The sequence below is a fragment of the Streptomyces sp. MUSC 14 genome (assembly GCF_001866675.1).
In the GTDB taxonomy this organism is placed as follows: Bacteria; Actinomycetota; Actinomycetes; order Streptomycetales; family Streptomycetaceae; genus Streptomyces.
Genome location: NZ_MLYN01000035.1, coordinates 134,273 through 156,214 on the forward strand (window position 1 = coordinate 134,273; position 21,942 = coordinate 156,214).

A 21,942-nucleotide genomic window follows, 5' to 3' on the forward strand; every position below is an offset into this window, starting at 1 on the left:
TCACCTTCCTGGTGGCGTTCGGTGGCCGTCTCCGACGCTAGGCAGCACGTGTCCGTCTGTGAAATGCCGGTTACGCTGGCGCTATGCACGGCAGGCATGGATGCTGGAGAGGGCCGCGATGAGCAGGGACGTCGAACTCCGTCATCTGCGGGCCTTCGCGTCCGTGGCCCGCCACCGCTCGTTCTCCCGGGCCGCCGAGGAACTGCTGATCACCCAGCCGGCGCTGAGCCGTACGATCGCACAGCTGGAGGACGAGCTGAGCGTCCGCCTGCTCGACCGCTCGTCACGGCATGTCGAACTGACGGACACGGGCGCCGAGTTCCTGGTCCATGTCGAGCAGGTCCTCGCGACCCTGGACCAGGCCCTCGCCGTCGCGCGCCGCCGCGTCACCCTGCGCCTCGGCTTCAGCTGGCTGCTGCCGGATCCCTGGACACAGCGGACGGTCAGCCGCTTCGAGGAGAGCACGGGCGCGACGGTCGCCCTGACCCGGACCGACGACCCTCTCCAGGCGCTGCGCCGGCACGCGCTCGACATCGCGGTGGTCCGGGGCGCCGTCGACGCGCCGCGCGGGGCGCACGTACTGCACCTGTTCGACGAGCCGCGTATCGCCGTGTGCTCCGAACGCTGCGATCTGACCCGCATCGGCCGACTGGACTGGACCGACGTCCGGCACTGGCCACTGGTCGTCAACACGGTCAGCGGCACCACCGGCCCCTGGTCGTGGCCGGCGGAGCAGCGCCCGGAGCGGATCGTCGAAACGACGAACTACGACGAGTGGCTGGAGACGGTGGCCGCGAACCGGGGCATCGGCATCGTCCCCGAGGTCGCGCAGCGCCGTACCCGGCACCCGGCGCTCCGCTACATCCCGCTCACCGGCGCACCGGCCAGCCCCGTCAGCCTGGTCCACTTCCCCGACGCCCGGCGGAGCCTGGTCCGCCGCTTCCTCGAAGCCGCGGCGCAGGCAGCACAGCGGGCGCAGCCGCGCTGACCGGGTGACGGGCTCCCCCGACCGTGCCGTACGGCACGGCAAGCTGGAGCAGCCGGAGGCGAGGGACGCCCTGGCCGGGTCGTGTTCACCGGCAGCTCGTCGTCGAGACCGTGATCGAAAACCTGGACGCCACGACCGAGGTCCTCACCGCCCTCGACACGATCGTCGGGGATCCGGCGGCCGAGCTCGCCACCAACACCTCCGCCCTTCCCGTCAGGCGTACCGTCCGGGGCCGGTGCCGCGTACGAGCGGTACTCAGGATGAAAGAGGCTCCGTGCCCACCGAAGATCACCAACGGAGTCACGGATGGGGACCAGAGGCCGGGCAAAGGGCTCCTGAACCGGTCTCTTGCCCGTCAGGTCTCGCCCCACGTCTCCGAAGGAGGCATCGAAGGCCGCTCCGCCCAGCATCAAGTGATTCCTTGGGGGTTACTGCGAATCTTCTAGGATTGACTGCGCGTTCACGCTGCTGCAACGATTCTCGAACAGCACTGTGAGATGTGGTTCTCCGGAGAACGGCCAGACTTTCCCGGACCCTCACCGCTGTCACCGTCCGCACATAGCCTCCTGGAGTTCCCCGATGCCCTCGGCCGCTTCCGCTGCCCCCGACACCGCCGCCCCTTCCTCTCTCTACGGCGGGCGGACGTCCGGACGAGTCACGGTTCGTGATATCGCCGACGCCAAGCGGCGGGGCGAGAGGTGGCCCATGCTGACGTCGTACGACTTCCTCACCGCCGGGATATTCGACCGAGCGGGAATTCCCGTGCTGCTCGTCGGGGATTCGGCATCGATGGTGGTACACGGACACACTTCGACGCTCCCGGTGACCGTCGACGAGCTGATTTCCATGACTGCGGCCGTGGTCCGCGGCACAGAGCGCGCCATGGTGGTTGCCGATCTCCCCTTCGGCTCGTATCAGACCGGCATCCAGGACGCACTGACCAACTCGATGCGCTTCCTCAAGGAGAGTGGCGCGCACGCCGTGAAGCTGGAGGGCGGGCGTCGGGTCGCTCCGCAGGCCGAAGCCATGGTCACGGCCGGCATACCGGTCATGGGGCATATCGGGCTGACCCCGCAGTCCGTGAACGCCCTGGGCGGCTACAGGATCCAGGGACGCGGCGGGGCCGGCGAGGAACTGCTGGCTGATGCCAAGGCACTTGAGGCCGCAGGAGCGTTCTCCGTCGTCCTCGAATGCGTTCCCGCTGATCTGGCCAAGCGGATCACCCAGTCGGTGTCGATTCCGACGATCGGTATCGGCGCGGGCAGCGGGTGCGACGCACAGGTCCTCGTATGGCAGGACATGGCCGGCCTCAACGAGCACACGGCGAAGTTCGTCAAGAAGTACGCGGACCTGGCCACGACGCTCGGCACCGCAGCGCGGGAGTTCGCTCACGAAGTGGCCGTCGGCACGTTTCCCACCGCTCAACAGTCGTACTCCTGATTTCACATGAGAGCACGTCAGAGGTGCGGGAGAGGGTTCTGTTCCGCAAAACCGCAGGGGCTAAGGTGCCACCATGCCAATCGAACGTGTGCGCCATTTTAATCGGAACTCCCCCCCTGCCGAGGAACCGGCCGAGGAATCCGACGTCCCGGCCGGGTCCCGTGCTCACGGCGACCTCCCCTCCTCCGGCAGAGCAGCACGTCGTGCCGTCACCCTCTTCCCGCTCCTGGTGGTCGCGGCCGGTGCGGTCGGGCTGTTCTGGCCATCGCACTTCACCAACTGGTCACCCGCTGTTCCGTGGATGCTGGGCGCGGTGATGTTCTTCATGGGGCTGACCCTCACGCCCCCCGACTTCGCCGCGATCGCCAAGCGGCCCTGGGCAGTGGGGCTCGGCCTGGTCGCCCATTACGTCATCATGCCCGGCCTCGGCTGGCTGGTCGCCACTGTGCTCGGCCTGCCGCCGCAGCTCGCGGCCGGAGTGATCCTCGTCGGCTGTGCCCCGAGCGGCACCGCCTCCAACGTCGTGACGTACCTGGCGCGCGGAGATGTCGCCCTCTCCGTGTCGGTCGCCACCGTCTCCACCATCGTCGCCCCATTCGTGACCCCGCCGCTCACGCTGCTGCTCGCCGGGGAGTTCCTCGCCGTGGACGCGGGCTCCATGGTGGTGGACATCCTCAAAACGGTACTGGCCCCCGTCCTCGGAGGGCTCCTGGTCCGCCTGGTCCTCGGCCGCTACGTGGACCGGGCCCTGCGGCTGCTCCCCTGGTTCTCCGCCGTCACCGTCAGCGTGATCGTGCTGGTGGTCATCTCCGGCAGCGCCGCACGCATCAAGGACGCTGCCGGACTGGTCTTCGCAGCGGTCGTCCTGCACAACGGCCTGGGTCTGGCGCTCGGTTACGCCGCAGGGAAGCTGGCCCGCCTCGGCGCGCCCGCGAGCCGGGCGATGGCCTTCGAGGTCGGCATGCAGAACTCGGGCCTGGCAGCCTCCCTCGCCACCGCCCACTTCAGCCCCGTGGCCGCCCTGCCCGCAGCGGTCTTCTCCGTCTGGCACAACGTCTCGGGCGCGGTGACCGCGGCCTGGATGTCGCGTCCGTCGCGCCTCGGGCAAGAGGGGCGAGCGTCGCGCGGCTGAGGGTCAAGGGCGGTCCAGGTGCACGGTCACCGTGGCCGCGAACTGCTCGGCCAGCGGTGACAGCGCGGACCACTGCCGCACCGCCCACCCCACCTGCAGGGGCTCCATCCCCTTCACGGGGATGAGCCTCAACTCGTGCCCGGGCCGCTCGGCCAGCCTGGGCACGGCCGGGACCAGCGCGTGCCCGAGCCCCAGCTCGGCAAGGAGCAGGGCGGTGTCCCAGTCGGTGGCCGTGGCCGGGGCCTGCCCGGTCATCTGGTCGGGCCCCAGGTGCCTCGCCACCTGTCGGCCCGAACTGGTGCTGGCCGGCGGCCGAATGAGGCTGATGCGGGAAAGGTCCTGAGCCGACAGCACGGTCTCCCCGGCAAGCGGGTCGTCGTGACGCACGGCGAGGACCCACTCCAGATCCACGACCGCCCGCTGTTCCACACCCTGGACATCGGGGGTGATGGTCACCCACGCCAGGTCCGCCAATCCGTCGCGCAAGGCGTTGAGGCAGCGCTCGCTGGAACTCTCGGTGTGGAACTCCAGGTGTACGTCGGGAAATTGCTTGCGGTATTCTTTTACGGCGTCACCCATGAAATGACGGATCGTCGTGGCTCCGGTGGCGATGGCTATACCTCCGCGCTGCCCGGTACGCATCTCGTTCAGCAGACGCAGTGCGTCGTCGAGTGCGGTAAGGCCGTCGACCACGGCCTTGTTCAGAATATCGCCGGCGATAGTGGGAGCCACGCCCCGCGCCTGGCGCTCCACCAAAATGACGCCGGTCTCCTTTTCCAACCGGCGAACGTGCTGACTCACCGCCGACTGGGTACACCCCAAATCCCGCGCCACAACGGTGAGATTCCGTGTTCGGCACACCTGGGCGAAAACCTTCAAGTCATCAAGAGTCACTCACTCAAGATACAAGGTCTGACTTGGAGGAAATACCGTAAGGGCAGGGCCACACCTGGGGAGTGGCCCTGTCCTCGCTCACATCTCGCGGTCCGGCGTGGCCGCGACGATCAGCGCGTTGCCCAGGGAGGGCCACAGCACCGCCGGCCAGCGGACGAACACCTTGCGCGCGCCCCAACGAAACACGAGGTGGTTGGACTTGCGGGCCACCGGCCGCCAGCCGGTTCGCCGGAGGGTTTCCTCCAGGGCGGAGAAGGTGAAGGGCCGGATGTGCAGCCGCAGCACTTCGTGCGACGGATCGATCTGGAACGGCGCCCGTCCCGCCAGGAACCGCAGCCGGTCCTGAAGGCTCGCCAGGTTCAGCGTGGTGACCACGAGGACCCCGTCGGGCTTCAGCACCCTGCAGCATTCCCGCAAGAACGCCGCGGGGTCGAACAGCATATGGATGAGATCCCCCGCGAGGATGCCGTCAAGGGAACCGTCCGCGAACGGGAACGGCTGCGACGCGTCGAACTGCAGGCGGTGCGCCCGCGGGTCGGCGGTCCGCAGTCCGCCTGTGACGATGTCGCCGGCAACGACGTCCATGCCCCGGTCAAGCAGCGCCTCGGTAGTGATGCCGCCTCCGTTGCCGATGTCCAGGACCCGCGGCCGCCGCGCACCGGGTTCCCCGGCCCCGATGCCACGCACAAGGAGGGCAACAGCCGCTTCGATGCGTACGAGATGCCTGACGTCGCCTCGCTGGTAGCCACTGATGTAGGTCGCCCGGTCGAACTGCCGTGCGTTGGCCGCCCGCAGGGGGTCGCCCGACGGCTTCGGACGCGGTACCCCCGCATGGCTGTGCTCTGCCATCAGCGTCTACTCCGGCGACGTCGCGGTCCGAGCGGACAGTTCGGCGAAGCGCTTGACGACCATGTCCCAGACCACGTCCGACAGGTCTTCCTTGCTGCCCAGGGGAATGTCGATGCGGGAACCGTCCTGGGACAGCAGGAACCCCTCGTTGTCAGGTGATCCGTAGGTCAGGTTCGGTCCGACGCGGTTGGCCACGAGGAAGTCACAGCCCTTGCGGGTGAGCTTCGCCGCCGCGCCGGCCATGAGGTCGTGGGTCTCGGCGGCGAAGCCGACAATCACCTGGCCCGGCAGTCGCCTGGTGCCCAGCTCGGCGAGGATGTCGGGGTTGAGGTGCAAGTTGACCGGCGGCGGCATGCCGTCGGATTTCTTGATCTTGCGGTCCTGGTAGTCGGGATGGAAATCGGCCACGGCGGCGGCCATGACGACGGCGTCCGCGGGCTCGGCGGCGGTGGGCCCCGACCCCTCTGTGGCCGCCAGCACGGCCTTCCTGAGCTCCTCCGTCGAGGACACCTGGAGCACACTCGCTCCGGCGGGCGCGGGCAGCTCGACGTTGGCCGCCACCAGGGTCACCCGGGCGCCGCGCGCGATGGCGGTGCGGGCCAGAGCGTATCCCTGACGGCCCGAGGAGCGGTTGCCGATGAAACGCAGCGGGTCGAGCAGCTCGCGCGTACCTCCGGCGGAGATCACCACGTGACGGCCGGTCAGGTCCGTGGCTGCCGTACCGTCGTTCAGCAGGCGTCGGGCCACCTGGAACAGTTCCTGCGGGTCGGGGAGCCGGCCGGGGCCGGAGTCCTCGTTGGTGAGGCTGCCGTTCGCGGGATCCACCACGATCGCGCCCCGCTCGCGCAGCGTCGCCACATTGGCCCTCGTCGCCGGGTGAGTCCACATCTCCGCGTGCATCGCCGGTGCGAACAGCAACGGGCAGCGGGAGGTGAGCAGGGAGGTAGTGAGCAGGTCGTCGGCTATTCCGTGGGCAGCCTTGGCGATCAGGTTCGCGGTGGCCGGTGCTATCACGATGAGGTCCGCTCGCTGGCCCAGCTGCACATGGGCCACCTGGTCGACGTCGGACCACACCTCCGTCGTGACAGGCTGCCGGGACAGGGCTGCCCAGGTGGGTTCACCGACGAAGCGCAGCGCGTCCCGGGTGGGAACGACCCGGACCTCGTGGCCGGCCTTGGTGAACAGCCGGACCAATTCGATCGCCTTGTACGCCGCGATCCCGGCGCCGACGCCGAGCAGAATGCGCTTTCCCGCCCGGGAGCCGGTGGCGTTCACATGGGTGTCTGACACGGTTGGTGCCTTTCGGTCAGTGAGCGACAGAGGGGCTGAGCTGGGCCGTCAGCGTGCGCTGGACGACCGGCTGTCGCTGTTCGTGCAAGTAGAAGTGGCCGCCGGGAAACGTACGGACCGTGACAGGCTGGGTGGTGTGCCGCTGCCAGCCGGTGGCCAGCTCCTGCTCGGCAAGGCCCTCGTCCTGCCCGGCCAGGACCGTCACCTTGACGGGAAGCGGCTCTCGTGAGCGCCAGTTGTAGTGCTCGAGCACGTCGTAGTCGGCGCGCAGCGCGGCGGCCGCCATGGTCCGCATCTCCGGGTCGGCGAACACCTCGTCGGGGATGCCGCCGTACCTGCGCTGGACCTCCTTCAGGAGGCCCTCGTCGGGAAGTTGGTGAATGCCGCCCCCGGCCGCGTGCACGTGGGGGGCCGGGAAGCTGGAGACGAGGAGCCGCTCGGGCAGCGGCCGTCCGGCCTTCCACAACGCATGCGTCACCTCGTAGGCGACGAGCGCACCGAAGCTGTGACCGAAGAAGGCGTACGGCGCGACCAGCTCAGCCTCGGAGAGCAGGGCGCCGATCAGGCTGTCCATGCGGGTGTACGCGGGCTCGCCCAGCCGCGAGCCGCGGCCGGGCAGTTGGACGGCCACGAGGTCGACGCCGGTCATGTGCCGTCCCCACCGGACGTACTGAGCCGCGGAGCCGCCACCGTGCGGGAAGCAGTACAGCCGCTGCCTCGACCCGCTCCCGCCGCCCACGGTCCAACGAGGTGCGGAGGGGGTGTTCACGCCGCTGCCTCCTGGGTAACGGGGCTGGTGAGGTGCGCGGCGAGCTTCTCGATCGAGGGGTGCTCGAAGATCTCGGCGGGGCGGATCTCGCGCCGCAGCAGCGCCGTGAGGTCGGCGGCCAGGACCAGGGTCGTGGCCGAGTCCACGCCCAGGCTCCCCAGGGGGAGGTCCAGCGCCACCTCCTCGGCCGGAACGTCGAGATGAACTCCTATGAACTCACGGAGCCAGTCGGAAAGCTGATGACGGGTCGGCTGCTCGCTCATGCCTGCTCCTGGGTGCCGTGGACGGTCGGGGGTGTTGACGGACCCAGCCGCAGTTCCAGCCACTGGTCGATCGCTGCCACGGTGGGGTGCTGCAGGATCGTGCCGATCGGCACGGTTACATCGAATGCCCGTTGCAGCTCCACCGCGATCCGCGCGGCCAGCAGAGAGTCGCCGCCCGCGTCCAGGAAGTCGCTCGCCAGGTCCATCTCGGCGGCACCGAGCACCTCGCGGTAGAGCGCGACCAGCTTGAACTGCCGGTCGGTGACCGGGGGGACGGACTTTCCGGGCTGCGCGGCGGTGGAGGAACCAACCTGGGCCAGGGCACCGCGATCCACCTTGCCCGTGTGGTTCAGCGGCAGCCGGTCCAGAGCGATCAGCCGGCTGGGAACCATGTGCTTGGGCAGCCGTTCGGCGAGGTAGGCGCGCAGCGCCTCGGTGTCGAACCGGCTCTGCTCCAGGGGCCCCTGGGCGGCGATCACGTCGAGTCCCGCCTCGGCCAGGGCACCGCTGGTCAGCGCGCCGGTTCCCGTGAAGCCCGCCGCCCTGAGCCTCTCGTCCCACTGCTCGCGGTCGAGCAGCGGGTGCTCCGTGCGCAGCTGGGTGTCCTCGTAGCCGTCGAAGCCCTGTTGAAGCCCCATCAGGAGGTCGTACCAGGGGTGGAAGTGGGTCTGTTCGACCAGCAGAAGGGTGCCGCCCGGTGCGAGCACGGACCGCAGGGTGCGCAGACTGTCGTCGATGCGCCGGGTGTCGTGGAGCATACTCGCGGCGATGACCAGGTCTGCCGAGAGCCCCTCGTGTCCCTGCAGCTGCGGGGCACGGTCCAGGTTGAGCATGCCGTACCGCACGAAGTCGTACTCGGCGAACACGCGCTGGGCGCGGTCGGTGAAGAACGGCGAAATGTCGGTGAACAAGTAGTCCGTGCGTTCGGCGGGAAACAGTGGCAGGAGCCGACCGGTAAGCGTCCCGTAGCCCGAGCCGACTTCCAGCACGCGCAGGGGGCGGTCAGCGGGCCAGCTGCCCACGAAGCGGCGTACTGCCTCGGCTGCCACGTCGTAGGTGGGCCCGAACAACGACCTGTACACCTCGGGGGTGCGATCGGAGGCGTACAGCTCCGCCGAGTGCACGGACTGGGTGAGGACGGCCGCGAGGTCGCCGGCAAGCGACAGCATCCACTCGGCGAGGTCGTCCGCCACGGCCAGGCCGACGGTCAGGGCCTCGAAGGCCCGGGAGCGGACCTGCTGCGGGATCGCGCGGGGCAGCGCCCGTGCCACCTCGTACCCGTCCAAGTCTGCGCGAAGGTAACCACGCCGGGTCAGCACACCGGCAGCGCGCGCGACCCACCGTTCGTAGCGGGCCGCGACTCCGGCGGCCGTCAGTGCCTTGAGGCCGAACCGCCCTCCGGGCTCGCCCGGCAGGCCGAAGGCACGCAGTGCGACGGCGGCAGCCTCGGCGTGCAAGTCGTCCAAAGCGGCCCAGACCTCGCTCAGCGTCTCGGTGTCCGGGCCCTGCGGCCGTACGTCGGACGCGGAGCACAGGGACTGCCAGCGCGCGGCGGCCCGGTCCGGGTCTTCCGCGCTCCTGCACAGGGCCGTCGTGTCCTCCTGGTCCGGGACGACATAGCCGAGCAGGCGGGCGCTGCCCTGCTGTTCGGGGGACTTGACCACGACGGCGCGGTCGACACCGGGGTGGCCGGCCAGCACCGACTCGATCTCACCGCACTCGATACGGTGTCCGCCGAGCTTGACCTGGCCGTCCTTGCGCCCCAGGAACTGCAGGGTGCCGTCCGGCAGGTATCGGCCGAAGTCACCCGTGCGGTAGAGACGTTCGCCGCTGACGGGGTGGATCACGAAGGAGGCCGCAGTGCGTTCTGTGTCGTGCCAGTAGCCACGGGCCAGGCCGGCCCCGGCGATGTAGAGCTCACCAGCGACCCAGTTCGGACAGGGCCGCATCCGCTCGTCGAGGACGTGGAAAGCCTGGTTGGTCAGTGGCTTGCCGTAGGGGACGCTCGGCAGCCCGTCCGGAACCTCTTCGGCGGGGTGCCAGTTCGACCAGATCGCTGCCTCAGTGGCACCGCCGAGACCGATGACGCGTGCCTGCGGCCACAGGGCGTTGACACGCCCGGGCAGGTCCAGGGGGATCCAGTCCCCACTGAGCAGGACCAGACGCAGATCGCCGGGTGCGACACCGGTGGCCTCCGCGTGCTGGACGAGCATCTCCATCTGCGCCGGAACCGAGTTCCACACCGTGATCCGGTGGCGGTCCAGCAGCTCGGCCCAGCGAGCGGGTTCGTTGCGGGAAGCCTCGTCGGGCAGGACGAGGGTGGCGCCCGCACGCAGACCGCCGAAGATGTCGTACACCGACAGGTCGAAGCCGAGTTCGGCCAGGCCCAGGATACGGTCCTCGGGCCCGACGCCGAAGCGTTCGTTGATGTCGACGACGGTGTTGAGCGCCGCGCGGTGTTCGATCATCACGCCCTTGGGCGTGCCGGTGGATCCCGAGGTGTACAGGACGTAGGCCAGCCGGTCGGCGTCCGGTGCCGGATGCACCGCACGGGGCGCGTCCCAGCCGCCGGGCACCAGGCGCGGCAGCGCCTCGGGCCAGTCCAGGCGGGCGTCCAGCTCCTCGTCGGTGATGACGGCCAGGGCCTCGCCGTCGGCCAGGAACGCGTGTCGTCGGCGGGCGGGCAGGGCAGGACCGACCGGGAGGTAGGCAGCTCCGGCGAGCAGCACACCGCAGGCCGCTGCGACCTGGGCCGCTCCCTTGGGCAAGGTGATGCCGACGAGGGCGTTGTCCTCGGCCGGCTTGCCCGCGCGCAGCGCGGCGATGCCGTCGGCAATGGTGCGCGCATGTCCGGCCAGTTCACCGTAGGTAAGCGTGGCGTCGCCCGCGACGACGGCGGTGCGCTCGGGGGCCTCGGCGGCCCACCGCAGCAGCCCGTCGTGCAGGAGGCCCTCGGGGACGGCGGCCGCAGTGTCGTTCGCCTCCGCCCGGACAGCGTGCTGGCGCGCGGGCAGCGGGACCGTCAGGTGCCGCTCCCAGGCACCCTCGTCGTGGGCCAGCTGCTCCACCTGCGCGCAGTACGCCTGGAACATGTCGTCGAGCAGACCCTCGGGGAAGAGCTCCTCCACCGCGTCCCAGGACAGGTCGAGGCTGTCACCGACCGCGACGACCTGGTGGTCGAGCCAGACCTGCGGCGTCTGGCTGATGCGGTAGGTCATCTCACCGAACTGGTCCATGGCATCGGTGACATCGGTGACCGTGCCGAGACCCGAGGTGAAGACCACGGGCATGGTCTCGAAGCCGGTGTGCAGGCCCCTGCGACGCTGCTCGCGCAGCGTCTCCAGCGCGCTGACGTAGCGGTGCCTGAGGTCCTGCTGCAGTTGGTGCTGAGTGCGCCGGACCTGGTCGCCGAAGCACAGCTCACCGGTGGTGTCCATCTCCAGCAGACAGATCGAGGTGAACTCGCCGACCATGCGGCTCAGGTGCGGGTGGACCCTGCGCCTCCCGTCGTCGTCCTGCGCGAGCAGTACGGGCAGCCGGTTGAAGAGGGTGAGGTTCAGGGTGAAGCGGGGGGTGCCGCTCCAGGTGCGGAGCGTTTCGGCGAAAACCGTCGCCAGGACGGCCGTCGGGGTCAGACCGCGTTCTTCGGCCCGGTCCTGGAACACGCGCCACAGATCCGGCGGAAGCCGGAACTCCCGATGGGTGAAGACGGGCTTGAGCACGTCCGCGGGGGATTTCGCCAGCGGCAGATCGGGCGGCGGTGCGATGCTCTCCGCACGGCTCGTCCAGTACTCCAGCGAACGCTGGTGGCGGGGCTTGACCCTGGTCGCCTCCAAGGCTGCCGCATAGTCGCGGAACGTCACGTCGACCGGCGGCAGTTCCGTGTGCGGGTCGCGGCACAGCAGGTTCCACTCGTTGAAGAGCAAGGTGATGCCCGCCAGGTCGACGACGAGCAGGTCCAGGCTGATGTGCAGCCGGTCGTGGTCGGCCAGACGGCTGATCGCGATGTCGAACAGCGGCCAGGCGCTCGGGTCGTACACTCGGGCCGACATCCGCTCCCGCCGCGCCTCGAGGCGTGTCGCGACGTGTTCCTCGGATGCGGCCGACAGGTCTTCGCACTCGATCGCGAAAGGCGGAACGACCGGCAGCACCCGCTGCCGTCCGTCCTGGTCGACGACCGTGCGCAGCATCTCGTGCCGCGCCACCAGACGGCGCCAGGCATCGGTCAGAACCTGCGGGTCGAGCCGCTTGCCCTCCAGTTCGAAGTAGGCATGCGGGGACACGTTCCCCAGGATGAAGTTCGGTCCGCGCCCGACCCAGTACGCGTACTGGATCTCGGTCAGCGGAAACGCCCCGTGGCCGTCCGCGAGGCGTTGGTCCTGCTGCATTGCTAGGTATCTCCCATATGTTTTCCCATCACCGCTCCACCGTCGTCCTCGGCTAACCGAAGACGGTGGAGCACAGGGCCGGGGGCGGGGTCAGCGGGCATGGCGCACTTCGCTGTCTTCGGTGCCGGGGGTCGTCATCCGCGGTACGGCGGCGAGCAGTTGCTCGGTGTAGGGGTGGCTCGGTGCGTTCCACACCGATTCCACGGAGCCGCTCTCGACCACCTTCCCGTCCCGCAGGACGAGCACGGTGTCGCACAGGTAGCGGATGACACCGAGGTCGTGCGAGATGACGCACAGGGCCATGTCGCGTTCCGCTGTGGCCGTGCGCAGCAGGTCGAGGATCTGGGCACGTACCGAGACGTCCAGCGCGCTGACCGGCTCGTCCGCGAGGAGCACGGCGGGACGGGGGGCCAGCGCCCGGGCGATGGCGATGCGCTGGCGCTGGCCGCCGGAGAACTGGTGGGGGTATCGGCCGGCCGACTCGTCCGGCAGGCCGACGGCAGCGAGCAGTTCGCGTACCCGCTCCTGCGCGGCCTTCGAACCGCGATCGGGCAGCGGCTCGGCGATGATGTCCCGCACCCGCATCCGGGGGTCCAGAGAGCCCATGGGGTCCTGGAAGACCATCTGCAGACCGGAACCGCCGGCGCTGCGGCCCGGTACACCGGCGCGTTGCGGGTGGTGCACCCGGCCTCCGCTGGGCTGGTCCAGTCCGGCGAGCAGCCGCAGCAGCGTCGACTTCCCCGCCCCGGACTCGCCGACCACGCCGACCCTCTGACCCGCGTACAGGTCGAGGTCGATCGGGTCGAGGACGGTCACGGCCGGGCGTCTGCCGAAACGGCGCACGCGACGGCCGGGGAACCGGCGGGTGAGGCTCTGAGCCGACAGTACCGGCTCGTCGGCTTCGGTCCTCTCCCAGCGGGGCGGACCGTGCGGAGGCTCGGTCTCCTGCGGGCCGGGCCGGGCGTCGAGCGAGCCGTGGTGCCAGCAGGCGACCGCGCCGTCCGTGCCGCCCGCCAGTGGCGGCCGCTCTGCGCACTTGTCGTCGGCGTGGGCGCAGCGGTTGCTGAAACCGCAGCCCGCCGGCAGGTCCCTGGGCGCGGGCACGATGCCGGAGATCGCCTGGGGACGCGAGCCCGGCGTGAGGTCGCAGGCGGAGAGGAGCGCCCGGGTGTAGGGGTGCCGGGGGGCGGACAGCACCCGGTCGACCGGGCCGCTCTCCACGATCCGGCCGCCGTACATGACGAGCACTCGGTGGCACACCGACGAGACCAGGGCCAGGTCGTGGCTGATGAACAGCACGGCGGTGCCTCGCTCTTCGGAGACGCCGACGATCAGGTCGGCGATCTCCTTCTGCACCGTCACGTCGAGCGCGGTGGTCGGCTCGTCACAGATCAGCAGGTCGGGGTCGTTGGCGAGGGCGATGGCCAGGACTCCGCGCTGTCGCTGGCCGCCGGAGAGCTGGTGGGGGTAGGCCCGGGCGGCACGCTGTGGGTCGGGCAGCCGCAGCCGGTCGAGGAGTTCCACGCTCGCCTCGTGCGCGGTGCGGCGGGTGGGCCGGGTGCCGTGCAGCCGCATGCCCTCCGTGATCTGCGGGCCCAGCTTGAATACCGGGTTGAGGGCGGTCATAGGCTCCTGGAAGACCATCCCGACGCGCTTGCCGCGGATCGCCGACAGGTCGCGGTCGGTGGCGCCGACGAGGTCGAAGTCCACGTCGGCGAGCCGTACGCTGCCGCCGGCCCGCAACCCGTCGTCGAGCAGTCCCAGGGCGGCCAGCGCGGTGAGGGACTTACCGGATCCGGACTCCCCGATGACCCCCACCCGTTCGCCGCGTCCCACCGTGAAGCCGACGCCCCGCACCAGCTGCGCCGCCGCCGAGTCGACGGTGAGGTCCGTCACTTCGAGCAGGGGCTTGCCGGGGTTCATCGCACTCCTTCGAGCGTCGGGTCGACGCGGTCACGCAGACCGTCGCCGAGGAGATTGAGCCCTAGTACGGCGGCGGCAATGGCAAGTCCGGGCCACAGGCAGAGTTCGGGTGTGGAGAAGAGCAGGTCCTGGGACTCCTGGAGCATGCGCCCCCAGGAGGAGGTCGGCGGCGCGGTGCCGAGCCCCAGATAGGACAGCGCCGCTTCGGCGAGTATGGCGGTGGCGAACGACACGGATGCCTGGACGATGACGACGTCCACGATGTTCGGCAGTACGTGCCGCACGGCGATGGCCGGCCGGGTGCGCCTGGCCAGCCGCGCCGCGTCGATGTACTCCGCGGACATGACGCGCAGGGTCGCGGCCCGGCTCACGCGGGCGAACCCAGGGGCCGAGGCGATGCCGATCGCCACCATCGCGGTCAGGGTGCCGCTGCCGTAGACCGCGGCCAGCACGATAGCGAGCAGCAGCGCGGGAAAGGCCAGCAAGAAGTCGCTGACACGCAGGACGACAGTGCCGAGCCAGCCGCCGGACATGCCGGAGACCACGCCCATCGGGACGCCCGTCAGCAGGGCGATACCGACGGCGACGACGCCCGCGAAGACGGTGACGCGGGCGCCCTCCATCAGACGGCTGGCCACGTCGCGGCCGAACTGGTCGGTCCCCAGCAGGTATTCGCCGCCGGGCGCGGCCAACTGCCGGGACGCGTTCATGTGATTGGCGTCGTACGGGGTCCACACCAGGGACAGCAGGGCGACGGCAAGGAGCAGGAGGACGAGCACGAAGCCGGCCGTGAGGGATGTCCGGGACTTCATCAGCGACTCCGCAGACGAGGGTCGAGGACGCGGTACAGCACGTCCGTGACGAGGTTCACCACGAGTACGGCGACCACGAGTACGGTCACGACGCCTTGAACGAGCAGCAGGTCGCGGTCGGCCACCGCGCGCAACAGCAGATCGCCCAGACCCGGGATCACGAAGACCCGTTCGACCACGATCGCTCCGACCAGGAGGGTGCTCAGCTGCAGCCCCAGGACGGTGAGCACGGGGACTGCGGCATTGGGCAGGCCGTGCCGGCACAGTGCGGCCCAGCGGCGGACGCCCTTGGCACGCGCCGTACGCATGAAGTGCTGGTGCTGCACGGACAGCACGGCGGAGCGGACGTAGCGCGTGAGCACGGCACCCTGGACCAACCCCAGTGAGAGACAGGGCAGCACGAGGTGCCGGCCCCACTCCCAGGGGTCCTCGGTGAGCGGCGTGTAGCCGCCTGCGGGCAGGGCACCGGCGCGTACGGCGAAGACGTAGACGAGCAGGATGCCGGCGAGGAACGAAGGCACGGCGATGCCGGCCTGGCTGAGGGCGGACAGCACGGCGCCACGGACCGAGCGGTGCCAGGCGGCGGCCAGCACCCCCGCGGGCAGCGCGAGCACCACGGCGACGAGCATGCCGCCCGTCACGAGCCACGCGGTGACCGCGAGACGGTCCGCGATACGCGGGCCGATCAGCTCGTGCGTCACGTACGAGGTGCCGAAGTCACCGTGCAGCAGGCCCGCGGCCCAGTCGGCGTACTGCACGAGCAGCGGCCGATCGGTGCCGAACTCCTTGCTGAGGCGGGCCACGGCCTCCGGGGTGGCGTTGGTGCCCAGGGCGACCTCCGCGGCGTTGCCCGGCAGGACGGCGAGGCAGCAGAAGACCGCGAAGCTGGCGAGAAGCACACCGGCGAACAGGGTCACGAGCTTGCGTACGATCAGGCTCATGCGGCACCGTCCGGACCGGCGGTCGTAGCGGTGGCGGTCACTTGCCGGACCACCGCACACCGGCGAACTCCAGCCCCTCGCCGACCTGGTTGACGGGCAGGCCCGCCAGCTTCGTGTCCGCGACCATCAGGTTCGGCATGAGGTAGAGCCAGTCGGCGGCCGCGTCCTGGGACAGCATCCTGAGTGCCGCGCGGTAGCGTCCGTTCTCCTCCTGCGGCGAGCCGGCGTCGGCCTCCTCGAGCAACTTGGCGTAGGCGGGGTTGTTCCAGCGGAAGTAGTAGTCGGGGTCGGCGAAGATCCACTGGTCGCGGGGCTCGTTGTGCGCGATGATCGACAGGTCGTAGTCGGCCTTGTTGAAGACTTCCGACAGCCAGCGGGCCGGGAACTCCAGCAGCTCGATGTCCGCCTTGAGACCCACCTGAGCCAGCTGGTCCTTGACGACCTGGGCCGCACTGACCGCGTACGGCAGGTTGGGGATGCGCATCTTCAGCACGGTCCCCTCGGCTCCGGCCTCCTTGATGAGCCGCTTGGCCTTGGCGGGGTCGTACGGGAATCGGTTGGACTCGCCCGCGTACCAGGGGTCGGTGGGGGACTCCTGGGAGCCGATGAGCGTGCCGCGGCCGGCACGGGTGGTCTTCAGCAGCGCCTCGTGGTCGATGGCGTAGCGCACCGCCTGCCGGACCCGTTTGTCGTTGAACGGCTTACGGGAGTTGTTCATCGCCAGGACGACCTCGGCGGTCGAGGAGCCCTCGATGACCCGGAACCGGCTCTCGTCGTTGAAGCGGGCCAGCGTCTCGGGGGCCTGCACCGCGCCGACGACGTTGACGTCCCCGGCGAGCATGGCGTTGTTCAGGGCTCCGGCATCCTTGAAGTACTTCAGGGTCACCTGGTTCAGCTGGGGCTTGTGGCCCCAGTAGTCCGCATTGCGGCGCAGGACCAGCTCGTCGCCACGCTGCCAGCTCCCCAGGGTGAAGGGTCCGGTGCCGACGGGGTGGTTCTTGAGGTCCGCGACCCCGGTGCGGCTGTACATGGCGCCGATACGCGAGGTCATCGAGTACAACCAGTTGTTGCTGGGGCGCTTCAGCTTCACCGTCACCGTGTCGGCGTTCACCTTCGTCGCCCGGTCGACCACCGCCATCTGCTGGGCGATCTTCAGCTTCCACTGCGTCTTGACCCGGTTGATGGAGAAGACGGCGTCGTCGGCGGTGAAAGGAGCGCCGTTGCTGAACTTCACGTTCTTGCGGAGGTGGAAGGTGTAGGTGCGACCGTCGCTGCTGCGTTCGTAGCGCTCGGCCAACCGGGGTTGGATCTTGCCGTGCTGATCGACGCTCACCAGGCCCTCGTACACGTTGCCGAGCAGCGCCTGGGGGATGGCTGCCCCGTCCGTGGTGGAGAAGTCCAGCGTGGCGGGCTCCGCGACGAGTCCGACGGTGAGCGTGCCATCGGAGTGCCGCGCGGAGCCGGAGCCGCATCCGGCCACGGCAGCCCCGAGGAGGGCACAGCCGAGAACGAGGGCGGGCATCCGGCGAGGGGGCAGGGTCACTGTTTCTCCGTAGTGGGGGGTACGACGGCGCGTGAATAAGGGTGGCGGCGCCGGCGGGCACGGGTTTTCCTCCGCGAAGCGGACAGAAGAAAGAAGAGGGAACGAAAGACGGGATCCGCTCCATTGGCGGGACGCCGATCGCCCCGCGCGGGCCAAGGCCAGAGGCTTGGAACCCTACCCAATGGCTCGGCAGGACATCAACACGAAGCCTGTGAAGGTGATTTGACCCACAGACTTGTTTGGGTCGGCGCGCCGCCCCATGGAGAAAGTCGGTGACGGTGGAATTTTGACGCCTTGATGGACTCCCGTCATGATCGACTGGTCGCCCGAGTTCAACGGGCTTGACAACTGCCGTGCCAGGAACCACCTGCACGACACGAGAACGGAGAGAGATATTGTCCCGTGAGAACCCCATCCGCACCGAGCCGGTCACCGGAGCAGGCGTTTGGCGAGCGAGCGACTTCTCCGGTCCCAGCGACTGGACCGAGGTTCTGGAAGACCACGAAATCGCCGAATTGGAGGCGGCTTTGGCCGTCGCCAAGGATCGCGGCCTGCCGCTGCAGGAACTTTCCGTGGACGACTTCCCGCTGCCCACCGTCGGCAGACGACTCGACGGCATCGTCGACGAGCTTGAGTTCGGCCGGGGATTCGTCGTGCTGCGCGGGCTGCCGGTCGAGAAGTGGACGGTGGAGGACGCAAAGCTGATCTACTGGGGCATCGGTCTTCACCTCGGCGCACCGGTGTCACAGAACGCGGCCGGTGAGCTGATGGCCCACGTCAGGGACCACTCCGAGGGCGAGCTGGGAGACCCGAACGTGGAGACCCGTGCCTACCGGACACGTTCGGAACTGCCGTTCCACACGGACAGCGCCGACATCGTGGGCCTGCTCTGCCTGCGTAATTCGGGCCAGGGCGGGGAGAGTACGCTGGCCAGCTCCATGACCGTCTACAACCACCTGCTCACCCATCACCGCGAACTCCTGGGTCTCTACTACCACGGCTTCGTCTACGACCGGCGGGCCGAAGAGGCCGGCGACGAGGTTCCGTACTACCGCAATGCCGTGTACGGCTACTTCAACGACCTGCTCAGCTGCCGCTTTTACATGACGCACTACATCGACTCGGCCACACTGAAGTCAGGTATCCCGCTCAGCGACATCGAGCAGTACGCCCTGCGGCTTTTCCAGGAAATCGGCGCCATGCCCGAGCACTGCCTCTCCATGAAGCTGCAGTCCGGTGACATCCAGTTGCTCAACAACAATCTGGTCGTGCACGGCCGTTCCTCCTTTCAGGATCAGCCGGGACGCCGACGCGACCTCCTGCGGCTCTGGCTGAACACGCGCAAGGCCCGGAAATACCCCGACGACTTCGCAGCATTCCGTTTCGGAATGCCGAAGACCCAGTGAGGGCTGCCACCTGAATAGCGGTTGGCCACTGGACTTCCCAGGACCCGTCGTAGCCCGCCGGATCAGAGGTGCCGCTCCGGGACGGCACATGATCCGGCGGGCTACGACGATCCCGGATGCAGCGGTACGCCGATCCCTGATTCAGGCTCCGGCGGAAACCAGCCGAGACCAGCCGCTGTATACGCCCTTGCAGTACAGAAGGGGCTCGCGCGCATGGGCCTCGCCGCCCTCCACCCGTGCGATGAAAAGCCAGTGGTCTCCGGCTTCGACGGTCTGGACGACTCGGCATTCCGCGTACGCGAGCGCGACCCCCGACAGGATCGGGGCTCCCGCCGCCAGCTCCGAGGGCCGCCATTCCACGGCGGCGAACTTGTCCTGGCCCTTGCCCGCGAAGACCTGGGACGCCTCCTGTCCCGATGCGGACAGGAAGTTGACCACGAACGCCTGGGCCGACAGCAGCGCCGGCAGGGTCTGGGACCTCTTGTCCACCCCGATCAGCAGCAAGGGCGGCGATGCGGAGACGGAACAGACGGCATTGCAGGTGAACCCGCGGGGCTCGCCCTGATCGTCTACCGCCGTGATGACGGCGACGGCGGTGGGAAAGGAGCCGAATATCTCACGGAACTGCTCTGAACCTATGGGCATATTGACTTCACCATGGATCTCATGTGACGGCCGGTGCCTGGGCGGTCTGGGCCCCGCACCGGCGTCAGGCTGTTGGTGGACGGGTCTGGTGGGCGCTCGCTGCGGGGCGCTCGGTCAAGGCCCGTCGCTTCGTCTCGGCGTGCTCAGAGCAGTTCGTGCTCCAGTTCGCGCAACTCCTTGTACGCGCGGTCGATCTCGGCCTGGTCCTCGTGGACGAGGAAGACCGCGCCCGGCGAGGAGTTCAGGTCCACCGTGCGCCGTGTCGGCGCACCGTCAGCGACCCGGAACCGGACGCTCTCGAACGCCGGAAGCCGTTCCAACGCCGCGCGGATCGCCCGGGTGTCGAGAGGAACCTCGCGACGCGCGACAAGGTTCACGCACCGCGCCCGTTCCAGCTGCGGGTAGTTGACCGGCCGCCGTGTGAGCATCGCGGCCTCCGGTGTGTAGCAGTCAAGGGTGAGACTGATCTGGTTGGCACCCGTGCACCGGTCCAGTGCCTCCGGGTTGGCCAGGCCTGACACCCGGGCCCCGGTCTCCAGCAGAACGGGACCGTTGGCCGTGATGATCAACTCGCTGTGCGCGGGGCCCTCAGTGATGCCGAGCGCGTCGAGACAGTCGGCGATGTACGGGAAGAGCTGTGCGACGGCAGGGTCGTCGGGGGTCAGCAGGTCCTCGGAATCGTAGACCTTTCGCTTCCCGTCCTCGACCGTCTTACGGCTTATCCAGGCGTCGGTGAACCAGTGCTTCCCGTCCCGGCTGACGGAGTTGACGATGTACTCGTCACCGTCGAGGTACTCCTGCACGAGCACGGTCTCGTTGGCCCTGAGCATGAGGTTCGTCTTGCCGATGATCGCCTCGAAGGCGGCTGCCACCTCCTGCTCCGTGTCGCAGGTGTAGACGTCGTCGGACCCGGCGCTGTCGAGCGGCTTGACCACCACCCGCCGCAGGCCCTCCGACCTCCGCCAGCTCAGCAGCGGCTCCAGCTCGGCCCCGTGGCACTGCCGCGAGGTGCGTACGCCGGCCGCCGCGAGTGCCTCCATCATGAGGAACTTGTCACGCCGCGCGGCGGAGCGGGCGGTGTCGTTGCCCCGCAGTCCGAGCCGTCCGGCGATCTCGTCGGCGGCCTCCACCCCGAACTCACTGGCGGAGATGACGGCCACCGGCTCCAGCTCGGCCAGTCGGCACAGCACTTCCCCGGTGCGGCCCGGATAGGTGAGGTCCTCCGTGAAGACCTCTGTGGGCAGGCTCGCGGCGAAGGTGGCGGGGACGAGGGCGCGGGAGCGGACGTGCACCACGCGGTAGCGCTCGGCCGCCTCCCGCGCCAGCATCGCACCCGTCGAGAACGCGTCCACGATCACGACCGTGGGTAGCTGTTGCTTGTCCGGTCGGACACTCATGATGGTCAAACCAATCCCCACTCGAACTCGTTGGTGTCGTAACGGTTCGCAACGTGATTGAGCATGTCGTACAGCTCGTCGGAGCCGAGCCCGCCGCCTGCCGCGCGCTCGGCCGCCCGGGGCAGCGGAAGCCTGCCACGCTCACCCCAGGCCAGCGCTCCTCGGTCGTCGATGACACAGGTCGCCTCGGCCCGGTTGTCCTGGTGCAGGCAGTAGGGGATGTCGAGCAGCCCCCTGCGGAACGCGTCGGTCAACGCGGCGCCCACGTCGGCGTCGAGGTTGAGGACCGCCTCGACGATCATCCGTGCCTCGTGCAGCGTCTCCTCGAAAAAGGCGTCCTCGAGCGCGCTCGGTGCCGAGCGGGTCCCGGAGTCGGCAGCGGTCAGGCGCAGCGCCGTGAGGTTCTCCGAGACGCTCGGGATCTGCCAGGCCTCGGACACCGTCTTCACGATCATCCGCTCACACCCGGCGTCGCGCGCCAGCTGAGCGCTGTCCCGGATGAGCGCGGTCGCACCGTTCGGTGTACGGGGGAACAGGCCCATGTAGGTGTAGAGCACGACGTGCCAGGTGGTGTCCCCCAGGTACTCCGCGGCCAGGGTCCGCAGCGCACGCAGCGCGCCACGGTCCTGGACGGCCAGCGTGCCCTGCGCGTAACTCAGTGACAGGTGACGCACTCCGTGCTGCCGGAAGAAGCGTCCCTCCAGGATCCCCATTGCGACCAGCAGGGACGGCGGGCAGAGCTGCCCGAGCAGGCATCCTCCGAAGCTCTCGATGTGCCCGTGCTCCGTCGCGCCGGCGAGGAAGCGGCAGCTCTCCGCCCATGCGTCCACGGCGTCGGCGAGCGGGAGGCGGCTGTAGGGCAGGCAGTACGAGACCGGCCCGCCCTCAGTCGCGTCCAGGCCGACCTCCACCAGCTTCTCGAAGACACGCTGCGGCCGTGCGGTGCCGTGCCGTACCTGGACGGGAAAGCCCGGGCCGTACAGGCCCTCCAGCATGTCCAGGGTCGCGCCGGTCGGGTGGGACACCAGGGGGTATCCGTTCAGCTCCTCGCCCGCGGCCAGACGTTCCAGGGAGGTGGTGTAGTCGCCGACCCGGGTGTAGCTGTCGATGGTGATGGTGCCTACGGCCGCGACGTCGAGCGCCGCCACGGCCCCCAGCCCGGCCCGCATCGTGCGGATGTTGCCCATCCCCATGCGCGGCTGGACGACCAGGGTTCGTAGCCGATGGGACTCGGCTACGAACCGGTCGAAATATCCGGACAC

At 69.2% G+C, this 21,942-nt stretch carries 18 protein-coding genes; 5 read left to right on the plus strand and 13 right to left on the minus strand.

The window, feature by feature from the left end; genetic code table 11:
- Window positions 1-118: 118 nt before the first annotated feature.
- The 4 genes from BIV25_RS22515 to BIV25_RS22530 all read left to right on the plus strand — a co-directional run bounded on the left by BIV25_RS22515 (window position 119) and on the right by BIV25_RS22530 (window position 3,560).
- The gene (locus tag BIV25_RS22515; RefSeq protein WP_071374186.1) at window positions 119-988 is read left to right on the plus strand and encodes a LysR family transcriptional regulator; all 870 of its coding nucleotides are present in this window, start codon (window positions 119-121) and stop codon (window positions 986-988) included.
- Between the two features lie 110 nt (window positions 989-1,098).
- Window positions 1,099-1,434: a hypothetical protein gene (locus BIV25_RS47435; protein ID WP_256256003.1), complete on the plus strand. Its 336-nt coding sequence runs from the start codon at window positions 1,099-1,101 to the stop codon at window positions 1,432-1,434.
- A gap of 133 nt (window positions 1,435-1,567) precedes the next feature.
- Window positions 1,568-2,428 (plus strand): 3-methyl-2-oxobutanoate hydroxymethyltransferase, encoded by an 861-nt coding sequence (panB, locus tag BIV25_RS22525; RefSeq protein ID WP_071374188.1) that lies wholly within the window; start codon window positions 1,568-1,570, stop codon window positions 2,426-2,428.
- A 73-nt stretch (window positions 2,429-2,501) separates the two neighbouring features.
- Window positions 2,502-3,560, plus strand: a complete 1,059-nt coding sequence (locus tag BIV25_RS22530; protein ID WP_071374189.1) for a bile acid:sodium symporter family protein — start codon at window positions 2,502-2,504, stop codon at window positions 3,558-3,560.
- A 3-nt stretch (window positions 3,561-3,563) separates the two neighbouring features.
- Here BIV25_RS22530 and BIV25_RS22535 read toward each other — a convergent pair whose 3' ends face one another.
- From BIV25_RS22535 to BIV25_RS22580, 10 genes are all read right to left on the minus strand, one after another.
- On the minus strand, window positions 3,564-4,454 hold the full coding sequence (locus BIV25_RS22535) for a LysR family transcriptional regulator (RefSeq protein ID WP_071374190.1): 891 nt from the start codon (window positions 4,452-4,454) through the stop codon (window positions 3,564-3,566).
- A 78-nt stretch (window positions 4,455-4,532) separates the two neighbouring features.
- Window positions 4,533-5,303, minus strand: a complete 771-nt coding sequence (locus BIV25_RS22540; protein ID WP_071374191.1) for a class I SAM-dependent methyltransferase — start codon at window positions 5,301-5,303, stop codon at window positions 4,533-4,535.
- A gap of 6 nt (window positions 5,304-5,309) precedes the next feature.
- Window positions 5,310-6,593 carry a bifunctional phosphopantothenoylcysteine decarboxylase/phosphopantothenate--cysteine ligase CoaBC gene (gene coaBC / locus BIV25_RS22545; protein ID WP_256256004.1) on the minus strand — a complete coding sequence of 428 codons (1,284 nt, stop codon included), beginning with the start codon at window positions 6,591-6,593 and terminating at the stop codon, window positions 5,310-5,312.
- Window positions 6,594-6,609: 16 nt separating this feature from the next.
- The gene (locus tag BIV25_RS22550) at window positions 6,610-7,362 is read right to left on the minus strand and encodes a thioesterase II family protein (RefSeq protein WP_071374193.1); all 753 of its coding nucleotides are present in this window, start codon (window positions 7,360-7,362) and stop codon (window positions 6,610-6,612) included.
- Window positions 7,359-7,625, minus strand: coding sequence for an acyl carrier protein (locus BIV25_RS22555; RefSeq protein ID WP_071374194.1), 267 nt, complete (start codon window positions 7,623-7,625; stop codon window positions 7,359-7,361). Before BIV25_RS22555 ends, BIV25_RS22550 begins: the two co-directional genes overlap by 4 nt.
- Window positions 7,622-12,013: a non-ribosomal peptide synthetase gene (locus BIV25_RS22560; protein ID WP_071374195.1), complete on the minus strand. Its 4,392-nt coding sequence runs from the start codon at window positions 12,011-12,013 to the stop codon at window positions 7,622-7,624. Before BIV25_RS22560 ends, BIV25_RS22555 begins: the two co-directional genes overlap by 4 nt.
- A 90-nt stretch (window positions 12,014-12,103) precedes the next feature.
- Window positions 12,104-13,936, minus strand: a complete 1,833-nt coding sequence (locus BIV25_RS22565) for an ABC transporter ATP-binding protein (protein ID WP_071374196.1) — start codon at window positions 13,934-13,936, stop codon at window positions 12,104-12,106.
- Window positions 13,933-14,748 carry an ABC transporter permease gene (locus tag BIV25_RS22570; protein ID WP_071374197.1) on the minus strand — a complete coding sequence of 272 codons (816 nt, stop codon included), beginning with the start codon at window positions 14,746-14,748 and terminating at the stop codon, window positions 13,933-13,935. The genes BIV25_RS22565 and BIV25_RS22570 overlap by 4 nt, the downstream gene beginning before the upstream one ends.
- On the minus strand, window positions 14,748-15,689 hold the full coding sequence (locus tag BIV25_RS22575; RefSeq protein ID WP_071374198.1) for an ABC transporter permease: 942 nt from the start codon (window positions 15,687-15,689) through the stop codon (window positions 14,748-14,750). The genes BIV25_RS22570 and BIV25_RS22575 overlap by 1 nt, the downstream gene beginning before the upstream one ends.
- A 37-nt stretch (window positions 15,690-15,726) precedes the next feature.
- Window positions 15,727-17,232 (minus strand): ABC transporter substrate-binding protein, encoded by a 1,506-nt coding sequence (locus tag BIV25_RS22580; RefSeq protein ID WP_218158477.1) that lies wholly within the window; start codon window positions 17,230-17,232, stop codon window positions 15,727-15,729.
- 353 nt (window positions 17,233-17,585) lie between these two features.
- On the opposite strand from BIV25_RS22580, the gene BIV25_RS22585 reads away from it, so the two are divergent.
- Entirely contained in the window at window positions 17,586-18,638 is a 1,053-nt protein-coding gene (locus BIV25_RS22585) for a TauD/TfdA family dioxygenase (RefSeq protein ID WP_177235378.1), read from the plus strand.
- Between the two features lie 141 nt (window positions 18,639-18,779).
- On the opposite strand, the gene BIV25_RS22590 is transcribed toward BIV25_RS22585, so the two are convergent.
- From BIV25_RS22590 to BIV25_RS22600, 3 genes are all read right to left on the minus strand, one after another.
- The gene (locus BIV25_RS22590) at window positions 18,780-19,283 is read right to left on the minus strand and encodes a flavin reductase family protein (RefSeq protein WP_071374201.1); all 504 of its coding nucleotides are present in this window, start codon (window positions 19,281-19,283) and stop codon (window positions 18,780-18,782) included.
- Between the two features lie 143 nt (window positions 19,284-19,426).
- On the minus strand, window positions 19,427-20,680 hold the full coding sequence (locus tag BIV25_RS22595; RefSeq protein WP_071374301.1) for an ATP-grasp domain-containing protein: 1,254 nt from the start codon (window positions 20,678-20,680) through the stop codon (window positions 19,427-19,429).
- A 5-nt stretch (window positions 20,681-20,685) separates the two neighbouring features.
- Entirely contained in the window at window positions 20,686-21,942 is a 1,257-nt protein-coding gene (locus tag BIV25_RS22600; RefSeq protein WP_107486245.1) for a methylaspartate mutase, read from the minus strand.

Bases quoted from the DNA above. Each gene is read 5' to 3' on its own strand.
- BIV25_RS22515 (WP_071374186.1), top strand. From the start codon at position 119: ATGAGCAGGGACGTCGAACTCCGTCATCTGCGGGCCTTCGCGTCCGTG.
- panB (WP_071374188.1), top strand. From the start codon at position 1,568: ATGCCCTCGGCCGCTTCCGCTGCCCCCGACACCGCCGCCCCTTCCTCT.
- BIV25_RS22530 (WP_071374189.1), top strand. From the start codon at position 2,502: ATGCCAATCGAACGTGTGCGCCATTTTAATCGGAACTCCCCCCCTGCC.
- BIV25_RS22540 (WP_071374191.1), bottom strand. From the start codon at position 5,303: ATGGCAGAGCACAGCCATGCGGGGGTACCGCGTCCGAAGCCGTCGGGC.
- BIV25_RS22555 (WP_071374194.1), bottom strand. From the start codon at position 7,625: ATGAGCGAGCAGCCGACCCGTCATCAGCTTTCCGACTGGCTCCGTGAG.
- BIV25_RS22560 (WP_071374195.1), bottom strand. From the start codon at position 12,013: ATGCAGCAGGACCAACGCCTCGCGGACGGCCACGGGGCGTTTCCGCTG.
- BIV25_RS22565 (WP_071374196.1), bottom strand. From the start codon at position 13,936: ATGAACCCCGGCAAGCCCCTGCTCGAAGTGACGGACCTCACCGTCGAC.
- BIV25_RS22570 (WP_071374197.1), bottom strand. From the start codon at position 14,748: ATGAAGTCCCGGACATCCCTCACGGCCGGCTTCGTGCTCGTCCTCCTG.
- BIV25_RS22575 (WP_071374198.1), bottom strand. From the start codon at position 15,689: ATGAGCCTGATCGTACGCAAGCTCGTGACCCTGTTCGCCGGTGTGCTT.
- BIV25_RS22590 (WP_071374201.1), bottom strand. From the start codon at position 19,283: ATGCCCATAGGTTCAGAGCAGTTCCGTGAGATATTCGGCTCCTTTCCC.
- BIV25_RS22595 (WP_071374301.1), bottom strand. From the start codon at position 20,680: ATGAGTGTCCGACCGGACAAGCAACAGCTACCCACGGTCGTGATCGTG.